Source organism: Haladaptatus litoreus, assembly GCF_900156425.1.
GTDB classification, from domain to species: Archaea; Halobacteriota; Halobacteria; order Halobacteriales; family Haladaptataceae; genus Haladaptatus; species Haladaptatus litoreus.
Genome location: NZ_FTNO01000004.1, coordinates 289458 through 315679, shown reverse-complemented (window position 1 = coordinate 315679; position 26222 = coordinate 289458). Strand labels below are relative to the sequence as shown.

16 protein-coding genes and 1 pseudogene are annotated in these 26222 nt (G+C 48.3%); 6 read left to right on the top strand and 11 right to left on the bottom strand.

Features of this window, described 5'->3' with window-relative positions; all coding sequences use genetic code 11:
- Positions 1-5 precede the first annotated feature (5 nt).
- Positions 6-1043: a DUF354 domain-containing protein gene (locus BW974_RS17705; protein ID WP_076431561.1), complete on the top strand. Its 1038-nt coding sequence runs from the start codon at positions 6-8 to the stop codon at positions 1041-1043.
- 73 nt (positions 1044-1116) lie between these two features.
- Here the strand turns inward: BW974_RS17705 and BW974_RS17700 are convergent, their stop codons facing one another.
- From BW974_RS17700 to BW974_RS17665, 8 genes are all read right to left on the bottom strand, one after another.
- Positions 1117-2169 (bottom strand): glycosyltransferase family 4 protein, encoded by a 1053-nt coding sequence (locus BW974_RS17700; RefSeq protein ID WP_076431560.1) that lies wholly within the window; start codon positions 2167-2169, stop codon positions 1117-1119.
- Positions 2170-2979: 810 nt separating this feature from the next.
- On the bottom strand, positions 2980-4848 hold the full coding sequence (locus tag BW974_RS17695) for a hypothetical protein (RefSeq protein WP_139328926.1): 1869 nt from the start codon (positions 4846-4848) through the stop codon (positions 2980-2982).
- Between the two features lie 142 nt (positions 4849-4990).
- Positions 4991-5245: a hypothetical protein gene (locus tag BW974_RS17690; protein WP_139328925.1), complete on the bottom strand. Its 255-nt coding sequence runs from the start codon at positions 5243-5245 to the stop codon at positions 4991-4993.
- 1059 nt (positions 5246-6304) lie between these two features.
- Complete coding sequence (locus tag BW974_RS17685; protein WP_076431557.1) at positions 6305-7792, bottom strand: flippase; 1488 nt, start codon at positions 7790-7792, stop codon at positions 6305-6307.
- Position 7793: 1 nt separating this feature from the next.
- Entirely contained in the window at positions 7794-9131 is a 1338-nt protein-coding gene (locus BW974_RS17680; RefSeq protein ID WP_076431556.1) for a sulfatase-like hydrolase/transferase, read from the bottom strand.
- A 173-nt stretch (positions 9132-9304) separates the two neighbouring features.
- Positions 9305-10702, bottom strand: a complete 1398-nt coding sequence (locus BW974_RS17675) for a sulfatase-like hydrolase/transferase (RefSeq protein WP_076431555.1) — start codon at positions 10700-10702, stop codon at positions 9305-9307.
- Positions 10703-11115: 413 nt separating this feature from the next.
- Positions 11116-12351 (bottom strand): Cdc6/Cdc18 family protein, encoded by a 1236-nt coding sequence (locus tag BW974_RS17670; protein WP_076431554.1) that lies wholly within the window; start codon positions 12349-12351, stop codon positions 11116-11118.
- A 1423-nt stretch (positions 12352-13774) separates the two neighbouring features.
- A complete protein-coding gene (locus BW974_RS17665) occupies positions 13775-14710 on the bottom strand; it encodes an alpha/beta hydrolase (RefSeq protein WP_076431553.1) in 936 nt (311 codons plus the stop codon).
- Between the two features lie 866 nt (positions 14711-15576).
- Between BW974_RS17665 and BW974_RS24870 the strand changes: the two genes are divergently transcribed.
- The 5 genes and pseudogenes from BW974_RS24870 to BW974_RS17635 all read left to right on the top strand — a co-directional run.
- The gene (locus tag BW974_RS24870) at positions 15577-15828 is read left to right on the top strand and encodes an ArsR family transcriptional regulator (RefSeq protein ID WP_139328924.1); all 252 of its coding nucleotides are present in this window, start codon (positions 15577-15579) and stop codon (positions 15826-15828) included.
- Between the two features lie 576 nt (positions 15829-16404).
- Positions 16405-17685 (top strand): RNA-guided endonuclease InsQ/TnpB family protein, encoded by a 1281-nt coding sequence (locus tag BW974_RS17650; RefSeq protein WP_076431550.1) that lies wholly within the window; start codon positions 16405-16407, stop codon positions 17683-17685.
- Positions 17686-17766: 81 nt separating this feature from the next.
- Positions 17767-18009 carry a hypothetical protein gene (locus BW974_RS17645; RefSeq protein ID WP_076431549.1) on the top strand — a complete coding sequence of 81 codons (243 nt, stop codon included), beginning with the start codon at positions 17767-17769 and terminating at the stop codon, positions 18007-18009.
- Positions 18010-18241: 232 nt separating this feature from the next.
- Positions 18242-19048 (top strand): coiled-coil domain-containing protein, encoded by an 807-nt coding sequence (locus BW974_RS24340; protein ID WP_084186362.1) that lies wholly within the window; start codon positions 18242-18244, stop codon positions 19046-19048.
- A 198-nt stretch (positions 19049-19246) separates the two neighbouring features.
- Positions 19247-20119 (top strand): annotated as a pseudogene (locus BW974_RS17635) (RNA-guided endonuclease TnpB family protein); the annotation flags it as partial.
- A 194-nt stretch (positions 20120-20313) separates the two neighbouring features.
- On the opposite strand, the gene BW974_RS17630 reads toward BW974_RS17635, so the two are convergent.
- The 3 genes from BW974_RS17630 to BW974_RS17620 all read right to left on the bottom strand — a co-directional run bounded on the left by BW974_RS17630 (position 20314) and on the right by BW974_RS17620 (position 25923).
- Positions 20314-20688, bottom strand: a complete 375-nt coding sequence (locus BW974_RS17630; protein ID WP_076431548.1) for a MarR family transcriptional regulator — start codon at positions 20686-20688, stop codon at positions 20314-20316.
- 918 nt (positions 20689-21606) lie between these two features.
- The gene (locus tag BW974_RS17625; RefSeq protein WP_175609733.1) at positions 21607-22872 is read right to left on the bottom strand and encodes an outer membrane protein assembly factor BamB family protein; all 1266 of its coding nucleotides are present in this window, start codon (positions 22870-22872) and stop codon (positions 21607-21609) included.
- A gap of 720 nt (positions 22873-23592) precedes the next feature.
- Positions 23593-25923: a hypothetical protein gene (locus BW974_RS17620; RefSeq protein ID WP_076431546.1), complete on the bottom strand. Its 2331-nt coding sequence runs from the start codon at positions 25921-25923 to the stop codon at positions 23593-23595.
- Positions 25924-26222: the final 299 nt, after the last annotated feature.

Sequence of the window (26222 nt, the reverse complement as noted above, 5' to 3'; positions counted from 1 at the left end):
TAATAATGGTTAGACGACCGTCGACATGGATCGATCTCGTTAGCCCTTCACATCCCTTCTTCTTCCGGGGACTCGTGGACGCACTTCCGAATCTTGAGACAAACGTCACAGTGCGTGAAAAGACGGAAACAGTAGGTTTGGCTGAGGAGGTCGGATTCGATTATACGACGTTGGGGCGGGATTTCGACAATACACTCCTCCGGAAATTCGGCATTCCGCTTCGAACACTGCAACTGATGGCACAAGCTCCATCTGCAGACGTGTCACTTTCGTCGCGAAATGCGATGTGTATTCTCGCATCGAAGGCTCGTGGTATTCCGTCGATTCACTTTACTGATAACGACATCACGGCACACGTGGATGGGTTGAAGTATGAAGAGTTGTACAACCGGTTGGAAGCGCAGGCGACGTACAACGTCGTTCCATCGGCGTTCGAAACTGAAGAGTTGACCAAGTGGGGTGCCGACCCAGAGCAGATAATCGCGTACGATGGATACAAGGAGGATATCTACATCGCTGACTTCGAGCCTGACTCGTCGTTTACCGACAAGCTCCCGTTCGAGGAGTACATTGTTGTGCGTCCAGAGGCACTCGACGCGGCATACGTCGACGCCGAACGATCTCTCGTGCCAGACATCTTGGACGGAGCGGTCGAGCGAGGGTTCAACGTGGTTTATTTGCCTCGGGGCCGTGGTGACGAGCAGTTCGCGACTCCGTATCCATCCAATCGTGTGTTTGTTCCTGAGCGTGCCCTGAATGGGTTGGAACTTGCATGGCATTCGCAGTGTGTACTCACTGGCTCGGGAACGATGGCCCGTGAAGCAGGATGTATGGATAAGCCAGCAGTGTCCTTTTTCCCAAATTCATTACTCTCTGTAGACCAAATGATGGTCGAAAATAATAAAATACTTCATACTAGAAGTGTTGACGATGTCCTTGAATATTTAGTAAACATCTCAAATTCAGATATTGTACCAAATATTTCGCGATCGAAAACAGTTAGAGAGGAAGTAGTGAGTCTTGTACAAGAGAGACTTAATTGAAACCTCACTATATATGTACCTATTTGGATCTGTTTCACTTGACATGGATTAGTAGATTCAGAGTCGCGTTAAATTAGCTTTCAACTAGTGATTTATATAGTTTTGTTAATTTCTGATCCACTTTTTTCCAAGAATATTTTTCAACAGCCTTTTTTCGATTTGCTTTTCCCATTTCAGTCGTTGTATCCGGTGATGACACAAGCGCCTGAATTGCTTCTTGAATTGCTTTTTGATCCCCTGGTGTGACGATGTTGCCGTTTTTTGAACCTACCACCTCAGGAATACTGCCAACATCACCTACAATTAAGGCATTACCTCCAGCCATTGCTTCAAGAACCGCAATAGGAAGTCCTTCAGCATACGTTGGTAGTATGAAAATTGATGCTGAATTAATTAACTCTGCCTTCTCTTTTTCAGATACATATCCGTGATAATGTATATTTTTGTTTCTTTCCTCATATTCTTTCACTAATCCAGAAAGAGGACCTTTTCCTGCGATGTGAAGATCCACGTCAGCATCTATCGTTTCAAAAGAAACAAGTAGATCCTTGATCCCCTTTCTCTCAATTAAATCAGACACGAATAATAAGTCAGGTGATTTGCTTGAGAATTTTGGGGAATATTCGTCTGTTTTAACCCCATTAGGAATTATAACGACTTTTGAATTATTTGTATGGGATTCAACCAGACTCTTCCAATATTCTGATAACACAATAATATTGTCCACAGAATCAAACACTTTAGTCTGAATGTAATTGGTCGCTTTTGAATCTGACTTGAGAAAATCATCAAAAGTTGAACCGTGCACATGAAGAATAGTTGGACATTCCCAGATTGCTTTTGATAACAAAATAAAAAGTGCGTTGCGATAGAAGGGGAAACCATGTACAGTATGAATATGGATAATATCTGGCTGAGATTTAGTGAGAAGAGAAACTAACTGTGCTCCTGATTTGAAAAGGGCGCGCACCAATGATCGAATATTATCACCATCAACAGCTCCTGAATTATGAACTTCTATATTTATTTTCTCGTTTATATATTTTTGCTGCCCACTTATATACTGAGAAACACCACCTCTTGTATGACCAGCTGGCCCAATCACGAGTACATCGATTGAATCCATCTACTTTACCGAGGGGATTACCTCACTTATATGATTCGATTGAATCAAAGAAACTCACATTCAACTTTTAAATCTTCTATTTTGTACTGTAATCTCCACTGAACGAAATATCCTTTGACTTAACTGTCGTGATACACAATTCGTAAAAATTGGAAACTTATTTCTTGGGTCGAATTAACCTCATAACGAAATCTAAAGCTAAATCATCCACTGTCATTGTTCTTCTCGGTATTGCTGCTGTACTCTATGTCTTAATAGTTCAACCGCTGCTTTACGCCCTCTCCACGCATCTACAATCAAAGCAAAAATTTATCTCAGTCAACTGGGTGTACAAACGAGGATATTCTTCTGTATTTCGAATGTTGGACGGAGTCGTACTGATGCAGCTCACCGACTACATCGACGATGAAGATCTCGTGTTGTATTCCGAAAACAGCCCAGAGGATTGGATATCGACGACGCACCCGTTGCACGTTCAAGACTTTCGTTAGACTCGTCCCGCGTACCTAACAGCAAATTATTTATAATCTCTTCAGTTTCACAAAGCATATGCGCGAACATTTCTCCACTATAGTACTCGCCCTATTACTCAGGGGCTGGCTTTGTGCTGCACAAGCCATCTCAACTGATTTTTTCCTGTACCATTTCCCGGATGCATCCCTCCTTGTCGGCAGGCGATGTGTGGAGTGATTCAATCCGTCGTTCTATCTTTTGACTTTTGGCATAGGTAGCATCCCATTTGGCGGAATTGGTGTCTATTTCTTAATCGGGCGGGAACCAAATGCCAGTAGTTAAGACCTGGATTTCTTGTCATAGACCACGGCAGCCATCCGTACTGTACCGGATCGAAGACTTACCTGCGGAATAAACAACGTCTTTCCCGCACTGGAAGTACCCTGATGGCAGCTCTCCAACAACACTTCGTGTCGTCCCATTAACACTAACATCATACCATGCGTGATCCGTGTGAGAATACGGACGATCAAGGATTAACAAGTCATCTGTGGGAGTGGCAACTCGATTTTCGTTGGCGATGTAGTGAACTGCCTCGCTGTCTCCATCAAACCATCGTCGAACAGTCAACGTACTCAGCCGTTCGCCAGATACCGTTGCTCCCCCGTTGTACTTTGCTGAATGCTCCAGCATTTCGACTTCCGACGCTGAATAGGCGTATGACATCGCTTGTGACGAATCATCGAACACTGGACTATCGAACGCACCGAGGTATGTCCCACCCATGAACGCTGTGATGCAAATCAGGACGGCACAGATTGCCAGTGGGCGGGGAGTTTGGGGGAGATGTCGGGAGAGGGCCAAAATCCCTGCTGGTGCAGTGAGCGCAAGACAGAGATAGATGAAGGGGAACCAACGAAATGGGAGGAGCGCAGCGAAGCCGACGAGCGGCCCACCAAAGGCCACGGCAGTCAATCCGCCAGCAACCACTAAGAGTTCGAAATAGCGGTTCCACCCTGATCTTCGTGAACGGATAAGAAGCACCCCGCCAAGCACCCCGAAACCAAGCACGAGCGCAGGGGCGATGGTATGCAAGATTGTTAGGCCAGCTGATCCTGCTGGAACCACGTCAAGATACTCGGGGAGTTCTCCTGTCCCACCTCCCCCACTCGCCGCGAGCTTCGCCACAAACAACGAGAATATGAGGGTTAGGATGTCTGGTGAGTTTGGCCCGGCATAACGCATCCCCATCCACGATCCGAGAACGGCCAGCCACGCGATAAGAGGTAGGAGTACTCGCGATACACCGTCAACTATCGACCGAGCACTATATAGGAGTGTGATTCCGGTCGCCGCAATAAATGCACTCGTTTGATGGGTGATGATCAACACTCCAAACAGGGCCATGGCGAGCGCGTGATACTCCCGCTGCGAACTCCGAGAGGTTCGGAGTAGACAAAGAATGATGCAACTCACCAGCACGAATCCGAGTGTGGTGGTTGCTGGTGTGACAGCCCATTTCAGGATTGCATCACTAATTGTCACGAAGTAGGCGCTCAGTGCAGCATACGTTGATCCAAATTCTTGTCTCGACACCGCAGCGACGACTGTCACCGGCACAACGAGCGCCGGGATGGAAACAACCAGGAACGACGCCGTCTGCGCGTTCACACCATGAATGAGCATCGAATTGCTGACTAAGAGATGGTAAATTGGAGAATAGTAGTGCTTACTCCCGGCCACTGCAAGCGGTTCGAGCGTATGTGTTTCGGCAATCTGTGCGGCCATCCGCTGGTGAAACATCGTGTCACTCCCCATTGGGATAGGAGATGCATAGAGCATCGTCGCCCGGTGGACGACTCCTGCTAATAGAATGAGGCCGACTTGCAATCGAAGATCACCACTCGAAACGATGGCAAGTGCAGCACAGAGATAGAGCAGCACCGTCAGCATGAGGGTGGCAGTGGATCGCCCGCCGCCACCTTGATAGAGTAGACCGAGTGCGGTTGTGACTCCTAACGCGAGTGATACCGTGAGCCGCCAATCGAGAGCGAACCCAGAGAGGCTGTGATCTATGTCAGTCGATTCAAACAGTGCAAGACCGCCAGCGACCGCGAGTGCGGGCGGGAATGTCTGAATGTATGGATTGGTAATGACGACGTTGAGTGCGCTGCCAGCCACTCCGAGAATCAAGAGAAGAACGGCGAGATGCTGGCCGTCAGTCAAATATTTCCGCACTAGCGAGTGTTTACGTTTTACGGTCAATTTGGATACGCTTACAATGCAAACTCAAATATAGTTACTGATGTTCCATCCCTCCCTGAATCAATTACCCGCAGCAAATGCGATTACGTTCAGTAGGGTGATATCACTCAATCCGCTCAACAAGGAATTTCGTATTGCCTTCTCCTGCCCGTAGTGATTCCGACGCCCCCGTGTTGTGGAAAACCGCCATCCAGACACTATCGCCTTTTGTGAGTCGTGTGTGAGCCGAGACATCGGGTGATAAAAGGCCATAGGCGGTATCCACGTGCATCAGTTTCTTCTCATCGAGTGTCCCGCCACTCGATTTGAGTTGTGCGCGGAACTGGAACGCTCCCGTCCCAGTGAATGATCCAATCATCGCATGGCCCTCAATTCGATACTTCCCCGTCTCAGGCGCGACATACTCGTTATTCGTTGTATCGAACGCCTGTGACTCGTCGTAATCCACCGAGTCAAGGGCGACTTTCGTATCCGTAGCCGAACTAACGGTTTTCCCGAGAGGTCTGCAAAACAATCCGACGGACGGACTTTCGCAGGCGCGTAGAGACTAATTCCCCACTGGCGGTTTGTCGTTGCTGTTCCGTCAGTGAGTGCAACCTGCTCACCGACACCACGCGGCGACATTGGATCCCACGTGTGGATACTCGTCCCGTTCCACGAGTTCGAGAAGTCTGCTTGCGTGATGGGTGATGGGTGACGCCCCCGTTTTCGTCGCGCTATAGGTCGGTTGGTGAGATGTCCGTAATGCGGAACTGGCGGATTTTATCGCTGAAGACTCGTGTGTTATCCATCTGTACGATGTCCACGTAAACATCATGGACAACAGGACGGCCAGCGGGTCGCTCTTGCCGCGTCGTCGTAAAGATGGGAGACGATGGGTGAGCCGTCCAGTTGACACCTTCAATGGAGCTTGCTGTGTCGTCAAACCTCAGATCGGTATTCGTCCCGTTTGTCGTAGTCCATCAGGTAGTAGACTCCATCAAACTTGAACGTCGTCGGGTCGATAACTAGGATCGCAAGCGCTTTCGTCGTGACTTTGGTCAACTCAGTGGGTGTATTGGCGATGTCGTCAATGAGGTATAGCGCAAAGCGGGTAGACGTAACTGAAAGGGTAAGATAGTGGCTTCCGTTCTCTTTGAGTACATATCCTCCTGCTTCGCCTCCCTACTCGGGAAGTTGAACTTATTCACGGTCGCGTCAGCCAATTCTGTGGAAGTCGGGGCCGAACAGTGACTGAGTCTTATCGAACTGGTCATGAGAACTTCGCAGTAGACGTGATAGTGTTTTTCTGGCCCATTCTCCAGAAGCTGTCTGCGACCCCCTCGATATTCGAGAAGTCACTAGTGGAGACGTCTGAAGCGTCGAGGAGGGATGATCTATCCCTGGATACGGTTTCCAGACAGTCGGTTCACTGCGTTCAATTTGTCTGGCTTATCTTAGATTGTATTTCTAATATTATGTCTTCCTCAAGAGGAGATATTCCTCCAAGAATAATAGCAATTAGGAGGGTTATCGCATAACAAACAATTGTATAAATTGCAATTCCTATGATATCGATAGAAAATGATTTAAAAACCAGTACTGAAACTGGTATGATCATTAACGGGAGAATAATCATGATTTTTATACCATTTTTCGATACTGGGATGATATCATATTTATTATACAGAAACATCGTAGAGGCGGCGTTCACAAATAAGAATGACAAGGCAGACGATCCAGCAGCCCCAATGATCCCAAAAATAGGTATTAAAATGACATTAAGTACTATATTTAACGTAAATGCAAATAAATTCAGATATAGCTCAACCTGTGGAAATCCTAATGCGGTTATTGTTTCTCGATTTCGTCCTGCTGCTGCGTTTGTAAAAAATCCGACTGCTAGTATTATTAATACAATAGAACCTGACGAATACTCACTCCCAAATATTAGCGAAAGTATCTCCTCCGAGAATATTATAATTGTGGCAAATAATGGGAAAGTAGCTATAAAGACCCATTTCGTCACTAATTGGTAGATTCTCTGTATTTCTGATATTTGATCGTTAGCATCAAGACGTGAAATCATGGGTAAATAAAGAAAACCAAACGAAGAAAGAATAATAATCAGGCCATTGGCAATTGGATATGCGGCTTCGTAGTAACCTACGTAAGCTGAAGGTAGATAAAAACCAATTAAAAGGGTGTCTGACTTTGTCAATAAAATCGAAGCGGCGCTCGAGATAACTAGAGGGAGTGAGAATAACAGAACGTTAGTCTCAAACTTTGGGACTCGTATATGATGACGGAATTTACTTATAAGGGTTGAATATATCACGACAGCTAATATCATTGCCGAGATAAGATATGAGATACTTACAGATTGTTTTGTAAATCCGAACAAAATCAGTAACACTATTAAGGAAATTCTCAAAACAGGATATACTATATCACGCAATAAGGCACGATACCACGTTATTTCCAATCCTCTTGCAATACTAACTCCGATTTCTAACATTACGATAAACGGAATAGTAAATAAAAAGTATTGGATGTAATTCGGGATCTCTCCGTCGAATAATCTCGATAAGAAAAACGGTCGTGTTATAAACAAAATAGCAACAGTAGAAACTGAAGACAATAGCACAATCATAGTACCAAATGATGAGATATCTGCTATTCGTTGTTTGGACTCCTGTCGAGAAATCTGACGTGGTAGCCCCTGTTTCATTCCCAGGAGAGATAATATCGATGCGAAGCTTATGATTGCCAACCCAACCGAGATATCTCCATACGTGCTGGGTGTAACATTTCTTCCTATGATAATACGCTCTATTAGAGTAGTCCCCGCACCAATAGCAGCTCCAATGAATACCATCGCTGCACTCGAAACTAAAGAGCTGATCTCTTTCTCGATGTCACCCATACTAGGCGTACCCAAGCTCTTCAAGACGTGACATCACGTCGTCTGATATCTCCTCTTGAATCTCTTCTTGATTATAGCACTCCATCTCTTCGCGGATATCAGCAATCCGACTTGATATTTTGTCGTCGTTGTCATCAATATCTGACTTTATAATATTTTCATCAGAATCTAAAATTGCGTATTCACCAGATGATGTAATCAGTGAGTACTGATTTTGGTCATAGCTGTTCACTTTCTCACTTAATAGCCCCTGTTCTTCTAATCTTTTCTTCGCGATTGGAATTAGACCCTGATACTCACAAATGAGATCTCGATCCTCAAAATCAGACAACAAATCACGACCTTTCGAATTAGAATCAATATCTAATAATGATTCAATTGTTTTGTTCACGTCAAGCAAATTCACACACCGGTTAGAAACGGTCTTTGATTCATCCGATGTGTGGGAAATAACGAGTGGAACCTTTGTCACTTCTGGATATAGTCCATAGGTATGATTCCAAAGGTTATGTTCACCTAACATTTCACCATGATCCGCGACTGTGATTATATATTCAAATTTTTCACGCAAATTTGAATATATATGTTTGTAAATGTCTGACAAATAACTAACAGAATCATCATATGCCTGTCTCACTTCAGAGGGATGCTCAACTCCTGAAAATGTGTCTATGATATTGACAGTAATTGACTTCGATAGAGAATTGTAGGAATTGGGGGGGTTATATGGGGTATGTGGCTCCATGAGATTAACAAATAAGAAGGTGTCCTCAGATTCATTCATGATTTTACTCCTCTCTAGTACGGTCGATGCACCATCATCCTCAACACCTTTTGAGAGTGTCTGGATATCAAATTTGACTGAAGCTGCTCTCGTGAGTGAGGCAATCGTATCGTGTTTCGGGGAGAAACATTCCGCGAGAATCTTTAAGTAGAGCCGAACACCGGAGGAGTCCGTTTCAGATATTACTTTTTCTAAGTTTATTATATTCTTGTTATCAGGGTTTAATAACTGGGTTGGTCCCCAAAATTCATCAAAACCACGTGCGAACCCGTTCTCTTCGGATGCATTGTGGTTGGCAGAAAGACCGATTGTTCGGTACCCTTGATCAGACGCTAGTTCCGGTAGGATAGGTAGATCAGACCCAAGTTTTCTCGATTTAGCTGTAACACCTGTTTCCGAAGGGTAGAGGCCTGTAAAGAGGGATGCGTGAGCAGGCGCTGTCCAGTTTGTTGTAGAATAAGCATTTGGATACCAAGTTCCCGGTAACCAATCAAAATGCTCATTAAAATGATCTTGGCGAAGTGTATCGAGTACGATCAGAGCGACACTAGCCATAAGCGAATCAAAGGTATTTTGGCAATATATGCTTTTCGTATTTAATCAATGGATTAATCTAATATTTAACCACCATAATCTGTCGGGATGGACAAGCAGCTATTTAATGTTATTAATTCTAGTCATATTAAAGACATGATACCATATATAATAGTAGTTTTATTAATAATCTCTTAATCAGCGACGTATCCAAGCTTTTGAAGCCGTTGCTTTACCTCTGTGCTAAATTCTTCCTCTTCTGAATCAGAGATCGGTTCACCGAACTTCGATAACCACTCTTCTAATTGTGACTCATATTTATCGATAATTTCATCTTCATTTACCGATTCTCTGGTAGTGGAATCAATTATTTTCGAGCATGATTCAGAAGAGAATAAAGTATGAGTTTTACTTTTCAACATAGTAACTGTCTCTGGCGGGTAAGGGCTTTCAAACTCTGGTGAGATATTTTTCACTTTTTTCAGGTTCGATTTTTGATGGTCAATTCCTAACTGAGAGACTACGAATTTCCGGTGTTCATTGCCAATATTCTGACCAATTTCTAAGTTTTCGCTCACATCGATACTATCTAGCACCGTTTGCATAGCATCAGCATGCTGAAGAAGAGAATCAGAGTTTTTGCTAATTGATTCTCTATTATTGCATCCTATCAAAACCAGTGGAACGTTCGTGAGAGCCGAGTTTATAGTTAGTCGATGACCTAAGAGGTTTTGTTCTCCAAATAGCTCTCCATGATCTGCGGTAATAACTATAATTGGGTTATCCAATTGTCGTTTAGCGAATGAGACAATATCGCCCACCAAATGGTCAACATACTTAATATGTGAGTCATAGAGGACTTCTAATGAATATAACTCATCATCGGTGTAATTAATACCGTTTGCCACTCTATCAAGTATGTTATTTGACATATCCATAGAAATATTAAGAGCTTCATCTAGAGGAAGGGTCAAATCAGACTCAAATTCTTTTTGCCAAGGATTTGGTGGATAATATGGATGATGACTATCTCCAATATGAGTATATAAGAACAGAGGCCGATCATCCTCCTTGGTCTTTGTTATCTCTCGCTTTGATAATGCACGTTCGATATATCCCAAGCTGTGTGCCTTAGTGTTTGTATTTAATCCAACTGAATGGCGCCAAAGATTTAACCCGTACTTAAGTAGTATATCATAAGGTACATTTTCCAATATTGTATCCGCGGATAGATAATGAAAATTGTCAAATCCTCGCGCCGATGTTTCAGGACTGATTTGAACATTTGATGACACTCCGGCGGTTCGATATCCTAACTGCCTCAATTTTTCTGGGATCGTTTCCACCTCCTCCGGAAGGCGTTGACGGTCGATTCCAACCCCGTGACGGCTTGGTGCCATTCCAGTTAAGATGGAGGCACTAGATGACCTGGTCCAAATTCCATGAGAATGGCAATTATTGAAGGAACAAGCGTCACTGCTATTTACAATCCTCTTGAGTTGAGGTGTAGTATCTCGACAATGATCGGAAAGAGAAGTGTGATCCCATCGAATACTTTCTAATGTTAGCCAAATAATATCCCTTTGACTCATTACATTTATTTCTAGTAGTCTTCCTTAATAAGGATTTCCTTTATATACAACTGTGCAAGCATTTTTCAATACCTGTAGTTTCTGAAGATACTCGACGGTTGGCTGATCTAATGAATTTAGATATAATAGTTGAGGAAGCAATGAAATATCGTAGAGCAGTTGGGTAGTTTTCGATCTCCGATTTTTACAGTCAGCAGCCCACTCTTCTATCCTTGATTACAGCAAGTGTCTCGAATAGGAGACAGTTCCAGTAGGCTGAGGGCGACGAAATAGTCTGTTATACCCACAGTTATTGAACGGTGTAATCGGAATTCAATGGCCGATCAAATGGAATGTATGGAATGCCAACCAGTCCATAATCAAGAACACTCATTCGCGGTAGGAAGCACCTCAAGATTGATCATAGAAGCACCCTATTCAGATTCTGACGGATGTTCCAGATGCTCGGATTGCTCGATGTACTGTGGACGGGCATCCTTGACCCATTCCGGGTCGAACGCTGTTTCTACCTGTTTGACGCGGCCATCACTACCACGAGAATCAATCCACGTTTCGATGAGACCCATTGTCTCCAGGTCGGTTACGATATCTCGCATTGCACGCACACCGATGGAATCCTCATCTGGAAGCGATTGTTTAGCGTATGAATCTTCGACCTGTGACATCGTAACTGGTTGTACAATCTCGCCGGTTCGCCGGTTCGTCCAGGCCGTAATCGATATCAATACGAAAAAATGTTGGAGAGGTAGCTGCGTGATTCGCTCAAGCGTGGCTGTTTTGTCTGTTTGTTCAAGATTCACCTCGATACAGTCACGGGTGATGGTATCAAGTTCCCGTTCGTTCGCCGTTTCACCCGCGTGCCGGAAAAGAGTCAGCGTTTTCCGTGCATCACCCCACCGCATCGCTGCTTGTCGGAGACCATGGCTATACACCTTAACCGATAATATCTTCTCACAATCACGAAATGCACGTCGGAAGCGTGGCATTGTGAGCTTAGCTAACTGTTGCTCCGTGTATGGCGGGAAGAAAATCTGTTCATCGCTCATCGCACTCTGAACCCGACTATCAAGCCGAAGATCCACTTCCAGCAACTCGTTGCTAATAAGAAATGTCGATAGCGAAATACCGCGTTTGAGTCGTCCTTCACCACGCAACAAGCGATAGAAGAAGTCATTCGGATCGTAGTTCGAGTCTTGGGCGAGTTGATCGATCTCGTCTAAAAGGAGGATCGTGTACTCTGGATACTCCGTGAGTGCCTCCCAGAGACTTGCAAAGACACCGTCGAGTCCTTCATAGGCCTTCTTGCGCTCACCACTCACCTCAAGCAGAATCTCGTTCGCAGCACTAAACAACGTTCGACATTCTTTGAGATTGACGTACTCGACGGCAACCTGTTCAGTTCGATCAGCGAATTCACGACACACTAGTCGTGTCGTCGTTGTCTTCCCAGTGCCGGGTGGCCCATAGATCGACACCGTCGTTGGCAGATAGCCTTCGTGCACCCCGTTGAGGATCGTTGCAAGTTGCCGCTCTTGTTCGTCGCGGGCGATGATTTTGTCCGGCTTTGCCAGTGGATCGAGCGCACCCTTATCGGCGAAGACACTGTCAGTGGGCGTAGTCTCATCGAAGAGGTCGTCATATCGTGTCATGGGATCTGAATGGAACTGTTGGTCGCTGACTCGTTCAGGGCGGTAGTTTACTCAAAGTTCCAGCGGAACTACGAGTGTGTATGTGTTCATACGACAGAACGAACCAATGTGAATGTTTTGCCAATACACTAAGAAAATACGGCGAATTTATTCGATTCAGACCCCTCACAGCCCTGGTTTTAACAGTCTACCTCCTCCATATTGGTTACACAGAGCAGCGAAACTTGTGCCGAAGCGAATGAAACCACACCCAGATACGCGTGGGTAACGACCCTTTAACATTGAATCCTATCATTTGTACATACTATTAATCAAAATCAGTTTGTACATATTTTCTAGTTTGGATGGTTTTTAGGTCAAAATAGGCTCTCCATATCGTACAAGTTGTTTCGACAAGGAGCGGATCCACTCTCGACTCTTTGATCACTGGGCTACTGTCCAATTCGAACACAGTGCCAACAGGTACACCTTTGAAAAAACCACACTCACTACCGGATAATTTCTATCCTCCCGCTGTTATGGGCGAAGGTCACGCTTGTTTCTTCATAACACAATTTTAAGCCAGATGCACTTGCCATAATCAAATCCCAAATTAGAAGCTAAATTAACAATCTTTATTACAGGGGATTATAAACGATTTCTCACGAGATGAGTATCAGTCGTTCAGACAAGGCCAGCAACTCTGCCATGGATTCATCAACTAGTTATCTAAACAAAGCGTTAGGTATTGTCGGCGGATTTTTGTTTATTTATGGTATCCATGAAGCATTCTTCTCGATGAATACTGCTACGACAGTGAGCTACTTTCTCGTCGTTCTGTCAGCACCTGTCTTTACGATCTCTTATGTTCAACTATCGAGAACATCATCTCTGACTGGTCAATTACAATCGATCCGTGAACATCTGCTAGACAGGGAACAAGCTTCTCGAAGAACAAGCAGACGTTCGTTCCGAAATAGAGGACAAGACAGAGCTCGAAAACGGAAGAACAACTCTGACATCCAGCGATACTATCAATCTCTTCGCAAACAGATTGATAAATTCACGTCAAATGGTCGGTCATCCCGTCGGAATGGACGCGATCGCCTGTAGCCGACTCCACTCTCTCCCTCGGTCGCTTGTTGAGAAAGGGTTTAGCGACTCAATTCAGCCAAATCCAAGCTGATAGCCGATTCGAATTCTCTTTTTCATAATGGAATCGTATTCTGGGAATACTACTTAGAAATGTATCAAAGATGAACGTAGAGTAGAGAGTCACACAGGAACCTCCAAAAAGTCTTAGGAGAGGTTTGTACTCTCGACCGGCAGTTACATGTCCTACACACCCATGAAACACATTATTTCCGAAAGCGTTGAGAGACATATCGGAACTGTCGTTGTGGGTAATCTTGAAAAATACTCGTGTTTGACCGCAAGGAGGAGATCAGGAGGACAATAGTGCGTCCGCGAGATCACGCCCTACAGCAGCAATCGCTTCACGCGCTCGATCAATATCGCGATGCATGATGAACCCATGAATCATATTTTCGTAGTTGATATGCCGAACTGAGACTTCATCGTCAACGAGCCGCTCTGCATATGCTTTGCCCCCGTCTCGAAGCGGATCGAACCCGGCAGTGATAACCGTTGCTGGCGCCACACCGGAGAGATCACAGGCATTAATCGGATCTGCGTATGGATTCCGCTGATGGATCTTGCTGTCAAAGTAACAGTCCCGAAACCACTCGAGGTCACTTTCATCCAGAACGATACCAGTGTGGTTTTCAACTGATGGTTGTCCAGCTTCGCTGCCAATGGCTGGATACAAGAGTGCTTGATGTGTGATTTCGGGGCCATTCTGTTCCGCGGCCATGAGGGAAGTGACAGCGGCTAAGTTCCCGCCTGCACTATCACCGGCGACTGCCAGGTCACCAGTTGACCCGATTGCAGAGGGGTTCGAAGCTGCCCATTTTACTGCTGTGTAGGCATCTTCAACGGCTGCTGGAAACGGATGCTCCGGAGCAAGGCGGTATGCAACCGATAATACTGCACACCCACTAGCACGGGTTAACTGCCGACAGAGGACGTCGTATGTCGTTAAATCCCCGAAAACAAAGCCACCACCGTGAAAAAACACGACAGTCGGAAAAGGCCCGGATCCTTCCGGAAGATACAATTTTGCTTCGAGTGGCTCGTCAGAATCGGGAATCGTTCGGTCAACTATTTTTCCGACTGATGGTGGATTCCGATTCCATATCCTGGCGATACCGCGGGTATACAGTCGGAAGAAACGAAGCCCACGCTCGCTATGGGGAAGTGGAAAGTACTGTTGGCGTTTGAGAACCCTCTTTGCCTGCGGATGAATTTCGTCTGCTTCCACTTCTTCAAGTTTAACTACTCATCAGTAAAATCTTCGGATTTATCTAGTTCTACTATTGATATTGCCCAAAAGTGCCGGACGAACAGTATGAACATCTCAAGAAAATCAAGAAAAATACGGATTGACGTGGCACGGAATATTGATTCGTGCTGCTGACTTGCAGACTCCGGACGGGCAATAGACCGTGACTGGGTAACCATCATGACGTTGCTGGCGACACTCTCCGCCCATACATCGAGCGATCCCTGGTTCCCGAGTTGATGTCCCTCGAGCACTTGCGAAACCCACGACTCTGTGATGAATTCGTCTGGCATAAAGTAGGGGGTAGGGAGCTATCGTCGGATTCGAACGGGCGTGTCCGTTCGAATCCACATTCTTTCTGTGGCTCTCAATTCGAACTCGTCACCGTTCACGTGGGCGGTAACTTGGGCCGTCCGAAATGGGGAGTCACGCATCGAATCACCGGCACCTGTAGCAGATGATGCCCTCACCGCTCGTGAGGCCATCACATTCGGGGCAGTCCGGTTCCTCGCTGAAATCCATCTCGCTCGGCAATGTTGCATGTTTGAATTGATCGCACTGCTTGCAGAGTCGCGACCGTGGTGTGGGACAGCCGCACATCTTGCACCCCATGGTTAGTTGGCCTCCTGTTCGTCGGAACGCTTTTCACTAGCGCATGTCGTAGCTTGCATTGGTCTTCTACTCCATTCGGAAGACCGGTTCCGGGTGCTGGAACACCCGGGACGTTCCAATGTCCCTGAGGGAACCGTTCTTCCTTACCATGTACTAATGGTTGCGTGGTATTAAACCTACCGGCGTACCAATGAGTACGCGGATTTAAGTGTGTCACCTTCTAACTGAAATGCATGACACGAGACTCAGATACCGGAAAATTCAGTTCTGAAATATCTGACGAAGAGATTGTCGAGTTTTTCGAGAGTGGGGAACGGCCTTTCCACAGTGCTAACGAAGTTGCAGATTATTTTGATCAAAAACGCGAAACGGCCCATCGGCGACTTGAGCGATTAGCACGAAAGGGTGAAATTGAAAAAGTAAAGCTTGGGCCACGAAGTGTCGTTTGGTGGCGAAAACACGCTACCAAGAGTAACTCCACGTAAATATCGCGATTAACGGCCAATTAAGCTAATTTCTAGTCACTCATCTTCGATTATTCAGATATTTCCCATCTTCCCGAGCTCTAAGCTTCTTCTCGTGGATCGTCATTGAACTCATAGAGGCCACTGGTGAGTTTAGTAATCCACCCCGCAGCGGTAAGCTGCCGCAGGTAGTATTCGATCGTTCCCTTCTTGAGATCCGTTTGTTCGCGAATATACAGCGGGTTTGCACGTCCCCACGGCGCATCTGTTCCTCGTCCTGCTTTGAATACCTCCAATACCCGTTCTTCGCCGTCGGTGGGTTCGTAATCCTCGTTGACGTGAAATTCGAGCGCAAGCCTCGCCCTTCAGGGCGGGGTCAAGCGGTAGGCTCGGCAACGCCAACCGCCGACAACGCTCATTCCCGGTGTTCCAATGATACCAACCCGGCGTCCAATAACTGTTCATACGCTTCAGTGAGCGAAACATCGTTGTCGTCAGCGAAATCTTTCACTCGACCGTGGATGCTCCATGAAATATCAACGTTTGGTCGCATGACAATACTTAATAGACTTCGGGACGTTATAGACATTACGGCAAATGAGGCGAGTCAACAGCTTCGAAGTAGCCCCCCGAACCAACGAAGACGAGGAGCTACTTCGCCGACTGTTGGACGCTTCCGCCAGCCTGTGGAACCAACTCAACTACGAACGTCGCCAGAACTTCACCGACCCAGACATCGACAAATCCGTCTGGGATACCGAGGACTACCGCAAGCAATACGTTAGCGTACTTGGAAGTGCTACCGCACAACAGGTGATTCGGAAGAATTCCGAAGCGTGGCGGTCGTTCTTCTCGCTCAAAGAGAAAGGCGAAGACAACGGTCTTCCCGGCTACTGGGGCAACGAGGAAAAGGGTCGCATTCTTCGGATCTACATCCGCAACGACCAGTATTCCGTCCGATGGAGCAACCGTTCAACCGTCGAACTCACAGTTGGAAAAGCCCTCAAAGACGAGTACGACATGGGCTACCGCGAGAAGCTATGTCTGAACGTGAAAGGCAAACCGAAGTGGTCTGGCGACCAAGGGCGGTTAGAACTGTACTACGACGAGACTTCAAACCAATACAGAGCCATTCAACCAGTCACCATCGATGATTCTCGACTGGATTCACCATTAGCCGACCATTCGGCTGCTCTGGATATCGGTGCGAGCAATCTCGTTGCGTGTACCACGACAACCGGCCAACAGTACCTGTACCACGGACGCGACTTATTCGAGCGGTTCCGCGAGACGACGCGCCGAATTGCCGAACTTCAGTCGAAGCTCCGAAACGGTCGGTACAGCAGCAAGCAAATCCGCTCACTGTACCGAGGACGAACCAAACGGCGCAATCATGCCATGGACGCGCTCGCCAGAAACCTAATGGGACTGTTGTATTCCGAGGGTGTTTCGACGGTCTACGTCGGGGATTTAACCGACGTGTTGGAAACGCACTGGTCGGTGCAAGCCAACCACAAAACGCACAACTTCTGGGCATTCCGCGCGTTCATCAACCGGCTCACATGCACCGCCGAGGAGTTCGGCATTACGGTCGAAGTTCGGTCGGAAGCGTGGACAAGTCAGACGTGTCCGAACTGTGGTTCAACAACCGATACAACGCGGCATCAGGACACGCTCACGTGCCCGTGTGGCTTCGAAGGGCACGCCGATCTCGTGGCAAGCGAAACGTTCCTCAGGCGGTACGAAAATGTAGTCAGGCCGATGGCACGGCCCGTGCGGTTCAAGTGGGACGACCATTCGTGGTCGGCGATACCACACGCTCACCGTCCCAACGAACAGCGCACACACCCGAAAGTTACCACTGGGGAATCGGCATAGCCGAACACCCACGGAGGAATCCTCGCGCTTGAGCGCGGGGAGGATGTCAATCATCGTGGCCCGGAACCCGGCGACCACACGTTGTTGTTTGCCATCCCGAGTAACAACCTGTACCGACTCATCTGCACGTATTATGAGGAAATCAGCCACACAGAGTACCAACTCGACCACTACGAACTCACACCGGGGGGCAAGTACGCCTGGGTTCGAACACACGCTACCATCGAAGCCGTCACACGACCCGACGATACCCTGAATACTGATGAACACACTAGCCACCAGCCAACCGATTCCAGCAATACACAGGAGCGGTGTGAGGAATGAGCAACTCCATATTGGCTTCCCTAACACCCTACTCAGGCCGTTTACTCACAAGACAGAAGCCAGTCTCCGGATGGCAAATCATCCCTATCACTGACGGCTTGCTTGCGTTGTTCGACCCGTGTCGGATCTGCTTCCCTGGCGGTGAGACCAACAACTTCGTCACCAGCAGTGACAACCACGGTACTGTCCTCCATTGGCCCACCACAGTGTCTCCCTCGGGGGTAAGAGACCGATGAGCCAATCAACTCCCGCCAACGCCACGCTGGTCGAGCAACTGAACGCCCTCACGGAGCGTGTTGCCGAACTCGAATCCGAGGTGAAGGCCAAAGACCAACGCATCCAAGACGTAGAAAACGACTTCCAAGCGCTCACAGTTGACCTCAGTACCACCACCGACCGAATCGAGACCCTCGAAGCAACCCTTGCAACCGAACGCGACCGAACAGCTACACTCGAATCACGTATTGACGACCTCGAAACTGAAAACAACCACCTCCAGGAGGAACTCGAAACAGAACGCGAACAGAACTACCGCATTCGGGCCTCTGTCTCCCGGATTATCAACGACGTGCGCGAGTATACAAGCGAAGATGGCAGTAGTGTCGATGCTACTTCCCCAAACATCGTTGCCGAGGCTGCCACTGTTGGTGAAACACTTCATGACACCATCCAACGCGCAACCGACAACGCCAGTCTGCTTGACTTCTCAACGAAACGCCCCACAAACTCGAGCATCCACGAGAAGTACCTCACCGTCCTTGGACGAGCCGAGGAGAAAGCCCGTGAAACCAATTCCCGTACCGTCTATCTGAACTATCGCGAGGTTGCTACCCAGTACGGCTGTGCGTATCTGACCGACGGCTATCGCGTGATGGAAGAGATGGCCGAACGCGTTCCAGGCGTTGAGTATGTCGATGGACATCTCGCCAATCCAGATATCGATCCCACCACGAAAATCGAGGGCAAGCGTATTTGCGTCGAGTGGAATCACCCTGACCTCCGTGGGTGGGTTCGCGCTCATCGAGAGGAGGGATTATAATCTCATAATATGGGGGTTCGGTGAACCCCCCGTGTTCATCACCACACCAGCCACCGGGACAAAAGTTCCATCCATGCCACCGGACTGTACACAACGGACGACTACTGCCGAGTGCGGCTGTTTCTGCGGTGTTTCTGCGTGTGAATGCAGGAGCGTGGCGACGTTCCCCCGTTATTATTCCGTTGTAATTGAGACGGACAACCCGGTCGCGGGACGAATTTTTGGGTTCCGCTTCGGTTGAACCCAGAGCAAGAATCTCTGTGGCACGACATTCTCGAAGGTGATACTAAACCGGGTGAACTCCGTCTTCAACAGAACCGGAGTAGTTGGGTTCTACACGCCACCGTCGAATACGAGGTGGATGAACCTGTAACGGACGGTGACGGGACGTACATCGGTTTCGATATCGGTGAATCCGCGTTGATTACGGGCTGTGCCCTGAAACGCAACACGCCGACGAAGCCGATGCTCAAAAGTGGTAGTTGTGCCCGACACCTCCGCAAAGAGATGTATACGACCCTGAAACGCCTTCAACAACGTGACGCATCCGATTGGCGGATTGATGAACGATTCGATCACTACCAGAACGCGCTTACAGACATCGTTGAAAAGGCGTCTCGGAACGCTGTTGAATACGCACAGGACTTCGAGAATCCGGTTATCGTCCTCGAAGACTTGTCGTTCATCCGCGAACGGTTGGATTACGGTAAGTACATGAACCGACGCTTGCATGCGTGGGCGTTTGCACGGTTGCAGGGTCGTATTGAGGACAAAGCAACCGAGTTGGGTATTCCCGTTCGGTTTGTGAATCCAGCGTACACAAGCCAAACGTGCCACGCCTGCGGCCACATCGGGCGACGGGGTTCACAAGCGGAGTTTCGCTGTAAAAACGACGACTGCCACGTATCGACGTTCCAAGCAGATATCAACGCGGCGGCGAACATCGCCGGACGCGTCGACCCGTGGGGTGAGAGCGTTCCTTGGAAACCGGAACGCAATGACACGCCACGGGACGGGAGCGGTTGTGACACCGCCATAGTCCACCGAAAGACGAGTCCGAGAACCGGATAGATGACGCTTTCGGCGTATTCGGACTGAAACCTACGGCATTGCCGGAATCCCACTGTTGCGGGAAGCCCCGTCGTTTACCACGGGGAGGATGTCACAGAACGGGTGAGTCTCGTCGGAGACAACCAACCACGGGCGAGGAGCGTCACGGTCATTGAATGGATCGTCACCGAAGATGACGGCGCCTGGGTCATGTTTTATTTCTCATCCTCACGCTTCTCGGTGGGATAGTCGTCCGCTGCGTGGGTTTCCCATTCTTCGGGGTCTTCCTCTCCGAGTTGGTCGTTGAGCGTCTTGGTCGACTGGCGGAACGTTGTGAATGTATTGAGGCGTTCTTGGTCATCGGTGATCGCCCAGTACGTGCCTTTGTGTCGGACGAGGTTGCGATCCTTAAGCCGACTGAGAACAGTGCCAATGGTGTTCTTTTTCACGGTAGTCTGCTCGGCGATCTCAGCAGGCTTGAACGCTCGGTCGTCGTTCTCGGCGAGAAATCGGAGGACACGCTCGCCGTTGGTCATTTTTTCGAGCTCCTCGCTGCTCTTTTCTTCGAAGTCTTCAATATCGATTGACATAGATGGGAGTAGTGGCTGTACTGGTATAGATGTTACTCTGTTAGGAGTGTCACTGCTGTCAGTAGCACTAGTGAGTGGGGAGTAGTAGTGACACTACTGAATCGGTGACAAACCAACCCTCAAAACGTTAACGACTGTCTGAACACCTCTCAACCACTCGGATATATCGCTAAACCACTAGATAGGAGTAAAAGTGAATTGGACACACTAGTCGACAATATTGAGAACCGCCTCGAATCGGCTGGCCCATGCTGCCTCCAAGCGAGGGAACAGCGGAGCGACGGCCCCCGCCGAGCGGAGCGGACGGCAGCGGGGGCTTGCCCCCGACCCGTAGGCCCGAGCGCACAAGCGACCAGTGGGAGCGTCTACCGAGTGGCGGCGCGGTCGTGACCAGTAGCTGCTCGACAGACCAGAGTTCCAAGGGCAAACGACTGGAAAGAGAGCCACCAACACTCACACCAACCGCGCCAATGAAGACAGGCGGGGATCACCAGTCTAGATTTTCATCAAAGATCGAGGTAGGGATTGAACGTCTTGATGACACAGACGCCACACTCTGGGGATCGTTTTTGATGTACACATTGGCCACATGACGTTGCTTCTTTGATCCGTCTACGACTTCATATGAGTGGAATCTTAATCATAGATCATCGAGATTGGTATCTGTAAAAATGATGGTGGTTCGCTCACTCGTCTAGGGTTTGTCTACCTTAGAATTCCAGTGGAACTACGAATTTGAAGATCACGGTATGCCCATCAGGAGGGCTGATTACAATCCTATAATATGGGGGCATTCGCCGAACCTCCACGTTTACCACTTAGAGCGAGACACCTCCAAATAGTACCGTCGCCAGTTCGAGCGTGTCCATACTAGTCGGTGGTTCGAAACCACTCCTATTCATCGCAGATGAGGTTTCGCTAGTCGTCTGTTCTCAGAGGTGAATGACTGGAAAGATAAGTACCAACGCTCGTACCAAGTCCACCGATGAACGCAAGGGGAGATTGCCAGTCATACGCTTTGATGGAAAGAGAGTGATCAGACAGTTGTGATGGCGGTACTGACTGTGCACCCTGTGGATTGTTTGCTTTCAATTGCGCTGAGCCATCGGAAGCTGACGATCCTGTGATTTCAGATTCGCTCCTACCCATCTGGTTTGTCTTACTGTCCGGATCGTTCCTCACTGTCTGGGCACCTTCGTCCGGGATCGATTCACCACAGTCAGTGCTCTCTAACGCATAAATTTCAGGATAATTGCCAATAATTTGGACCGTAGTGAAAATGCGTTTATCCACAACAACAGGGGCCGTTATCCATGAATCAGAACTTGCATTGAATGCAGAAACCCATTGTTTCGCACCTGTTCCCGCATTGAGCGCATAGATTGCGGGGGTACCCCAGGAAATACTGTCTCCATCTGGAGCTTCGTGATATTTACAGGCAAAATAGACCGTATTATCGGTCACAGTTGGTGCTGCCAAGGCTTGCGCTGGCGTTTCAAAACGCCACACTTCGTCGCCAGTAGACCGATCGAATGCATAGAGCGTACTGTAAGAATCTAGATATTCTCCATGGGGTTGTTTGACCCCGTCAATAATATCATCCTCATAGGCACGAGTGAGGATATAGAATCGAGACGAATCAACCGCAGGCTCACTCAGATACGGGTCTCTATCAACCGTATATTTTTCTGTCCCATCCAGTGAATACTCGATTGTTGGTGACGTTCCACGTACCGGAACAGGGGATTGCCACTGTAGACTCCCGTCAGTAGCAGCGAGTGCAGTGACAGTAAATGATGGCTCTTGTTCAGACGTGGTGGTCGTTACATAGACCGTATCTGACGTGATGACTGTTTTTACTGTCTTAAAGTCTCTTGTAATGCTCCACAGTTTCGTGCCTGTTGCGGCATCACGTGCGGTAATCACAGTAGTCTGTGCCGTTGAATCCCAACGGCAGGTATACAACGTGTCTCCTGTGACTCCCATTAAATCATCTTGTCCATCGATCTCCCAAATCGATGTTCCGGTCGTTGCATCAAGAGCGCCACCGGCAAAGTACACCCGATCATTCGCCACCTCAATTTCTGCTGGATCGATATCTGGACGGCGCCATTGAATTTCTCCAGTCGCTCCATTCAATGAGTAAATACCCATCAGGCCATCCCCATAGTTTGGTGACTCCATCCCGTAACATGAAATGTAGAGTGACCCGTTATATTCGCTCAATTGTGAGGGGGCTCCCAGTCGATCACTGCCCCCTGATTCAGAACTCAATTGAAATTGCTTGGGAACCTGGTCTCGTGTCCAGAGATGTTCACCACTTGCTGCATCGTATGCAATCACCGCTCCCTCTCTTCCACCATCGTTTGGAGTAACGCCAAAATACAAGACATCATTTGCGACAACTGGACTCCCAAAGGAATGCTTGGAGTCCCCACCCGTCCATTGTGTTTGTAGATAGGGTCCAGATGGCCCAGGCGCGTGTGTTGCTCGAGTGTTTCCAGTAGTTCCTCCAGATGTTGGCCATGCATTCTTAGGAGCAAACGTGACGTCTGTTCCAGTAGAAGTTGCACTTCCAACGCCACTGCTAAGAAGCAGCCCACTAGTAACTGCTCCAGCTGTTTTGAGGAATCGTCGTCGAGTCTGTAACTCCATAGGCCAGATTTTTGAGTCTCTGTAATAAGCTTTGTGTTAATTGATATATAAATTTACTGACTTATGTCTACAAGTCAGTGATAGCGACAGATTGGAATTCACCATTCTTGGTGTGGCGAAATAGTAGCACCCACCCCGCCATTAACGACGAGGTTGTAACGCCTGCAATGCAGATAATCCGTCTTCGGTCATGGATGACCGATACGGAACCAATCGCTTTGATTCCCATGTTGGGGATGGTGCTACGCTTTAGACAGAGTCCTCGAAGACAGCATAACCAATCACTTCTGACGCATGATTCGTCTCAGTGTCCGCACTTTGTTCTTCTTCGACTTTGATTTCGACGCCCGTGCTCGTGAGATTTCGGTAGCGCAACGCCGCAGTGTCCGGCCCGTTAAACGTCTGCATGTCGGCAACGAATTGTGGCGTCTCATACGTCTGCTGAAAGGCAATCTGAGACCAGTCATCGGTCACTGTAATCCGTTGTACTTCGAAGGGAGTGCCCTCGAGCTGCCCCGTTGTTGGCTGTAGAGCCGTGTAGCCGACCGTTTCGGATTGGTGTCCATCAGTAAAGGCTTCCTCTTCTTGCAGCCGTACCTCGAATGAACTGGTAGAGACATTGTCAAGACGCGAGACCGTCGGCTCTGTCCCATTGGCTGTTTGTGGCTGTGCAAGAACGACTGGTGCTGTCTCGAAAAAGTCGCCAAGCGAGACAGTAACGAACTCATCTTGCACTGAGGTTTGGCCCGTTTTTATTCGATAGCTTGTCCCATCGGTGCGTGGCAATTCGCGTTCACCCGGTTGCATGGAGAACGTGTGGAAGGTTTCGCTAGTGTGGACACCATCAAGATAGGCCCATTCTTCGAGTTTATACTCAAAATCACCATCGGCAACGTTCTGTAGACGGACGTGTGTTGGCTGCGAGCCATTGAACGACAACGGCTTTGCAATGACGACACCATTTTGTTGTACGACCGATTCAGCAAGCTGCCACTGAGTTGCGTCTGGCTGATCGCTGGAAATAGTACTTGTCGTGGGAACGGCTTCTGTCCCCGGTTCGTATGGCTCTCCGTCAACAGTCACGGTCGCCGGGCCGTCTGTTTCTATCGAGACGATACCGCCAGTCACGTAGAATGAATATACCTGTCCTGCTGGCACTGTCCCAGTAGCGACATCTGAATTCGGTGGCCGTCTCGGACCGCCGTCCGACCCCCAGTCCGTAGGAATCGTCGAACCATCGTTACCTGCTGGAAGGGCGTACTCGCCAGCGGTAATTTGGAAGGAGGTTGGCGAACTGTTCTCCGTGTTATCGATACGGACGAGTTGGGCCTGTTCCATCGGCACGTCTCCAAGTGCCGGTGGACTCGGCAGTGGTGGCGTCGTGTTCGGTGGCGTGGGATCCCCGTTCGTGGTCATCCGATTTTGAATGTATGAGGAATTGGTTTGCGGACCACTGCCACCAATCACACCGGAGACTGTCCCCCACGAGTCCGGTACCTGTCCAATGAAAACACCGTATTCTGAGTTGTGATCATTGGTGACGTGGACGTCTTCAAGTTGGAAGTATTCAAGATTCGCCGGCGTGCCATCACTTAAACGCCCTTCATATGTATAGATCGCGTCGTGATTCTTTGTCGACTCATAACTGATTCGTACCCGTTGGATATCGATACGCTGGCAAGGGGCCGGTGCCGTAATCGGCCCACCACAGCTGGTGTCCATATACCGATGATAAAAATCGCTATCGGCGATGGTGAGTGTCCCATTGTAGCTGTTAATACCCGCTGATGAATTCGCCGGAACGGTCGCTTCCGCGTTTACCCCGCGTTGGAGTGATCCACCTGACCAAGATTGAATCGGATGAGCGGCATTTTTGATCGAGACACAATTGTGAACACCGGTATTGCCACCAAGGCGCATTCCGTTCTGCGTGTTACGGAAAAAGCAATTCTGGATCTCGAGTCTTCCCTCAGGTTTTTTTGCGTAAATCGTGTTCTCGCCCCACAACTCAAACCAACACCGGTTGAACGTGAGGGCACCACTTGATGATTCGACCAGAATCGCTCGGCGGTTGCTCGCTTCGGTTGGTGCACACGAACCCTCATGAAAGTAACAATCCTGTAACAGCCCACGTGTGCCTGCCGCTGATGAAAGGCGGAAATAGGTCCGTGCCTCACCGGAGTTATTTGACTGAATATTGAGGTCGGTCGCGCTTCGAACCCGCCCGCGGGTGACGAGTCGTCTGAGTTCCCAGTCACCAGCGCTTGAATTCATTCGCACAAACGGTGGCACTGTCACATTTCGCATGTCGAGTTCGAATCCATCCAACACGAATCCATTCGAGTATACGTCGATCCATCGGATATTGTCGCCTGATCGACCTGGTATTAATCGTGCACCATTTGGGGCGATGAGTTCGAGATCGTTGGTCCCGGATTGAACGACGAGTTCATTGAGTCTGTAGGTGCCTGGTGGGAACACGATCGTCGTGTTGCTCCCGACGAGATCGGTAAGAACAGGGTCAATGGCGTTCTGTCCACTCTCATCCGCTCCTTGTTCGACAATATCGTACGTTGGCATTCACGCATCCCCCTTTGAGACGTTTTGGGATTCAACGCGTCTGCCGCTTTGCTGACAGACATCGACAGTCGTTTGTGCCCGGTTATCAGCTAGAATTGTGTCCTTTGTTTTTCGATGAGGTGTGCCATCAGTAGACTGATACTAAACAATGGTTTTACTCGGAACCATATCTCATTAATATCGATCATAGCAATTGTCATACGGTGCCTGAAGATAATTATCTGATTTATTCACTATTCAGGCATACCATACCACAGTATCTATCAATATATTACTAAGAGCAATGCACCATTGTGCTT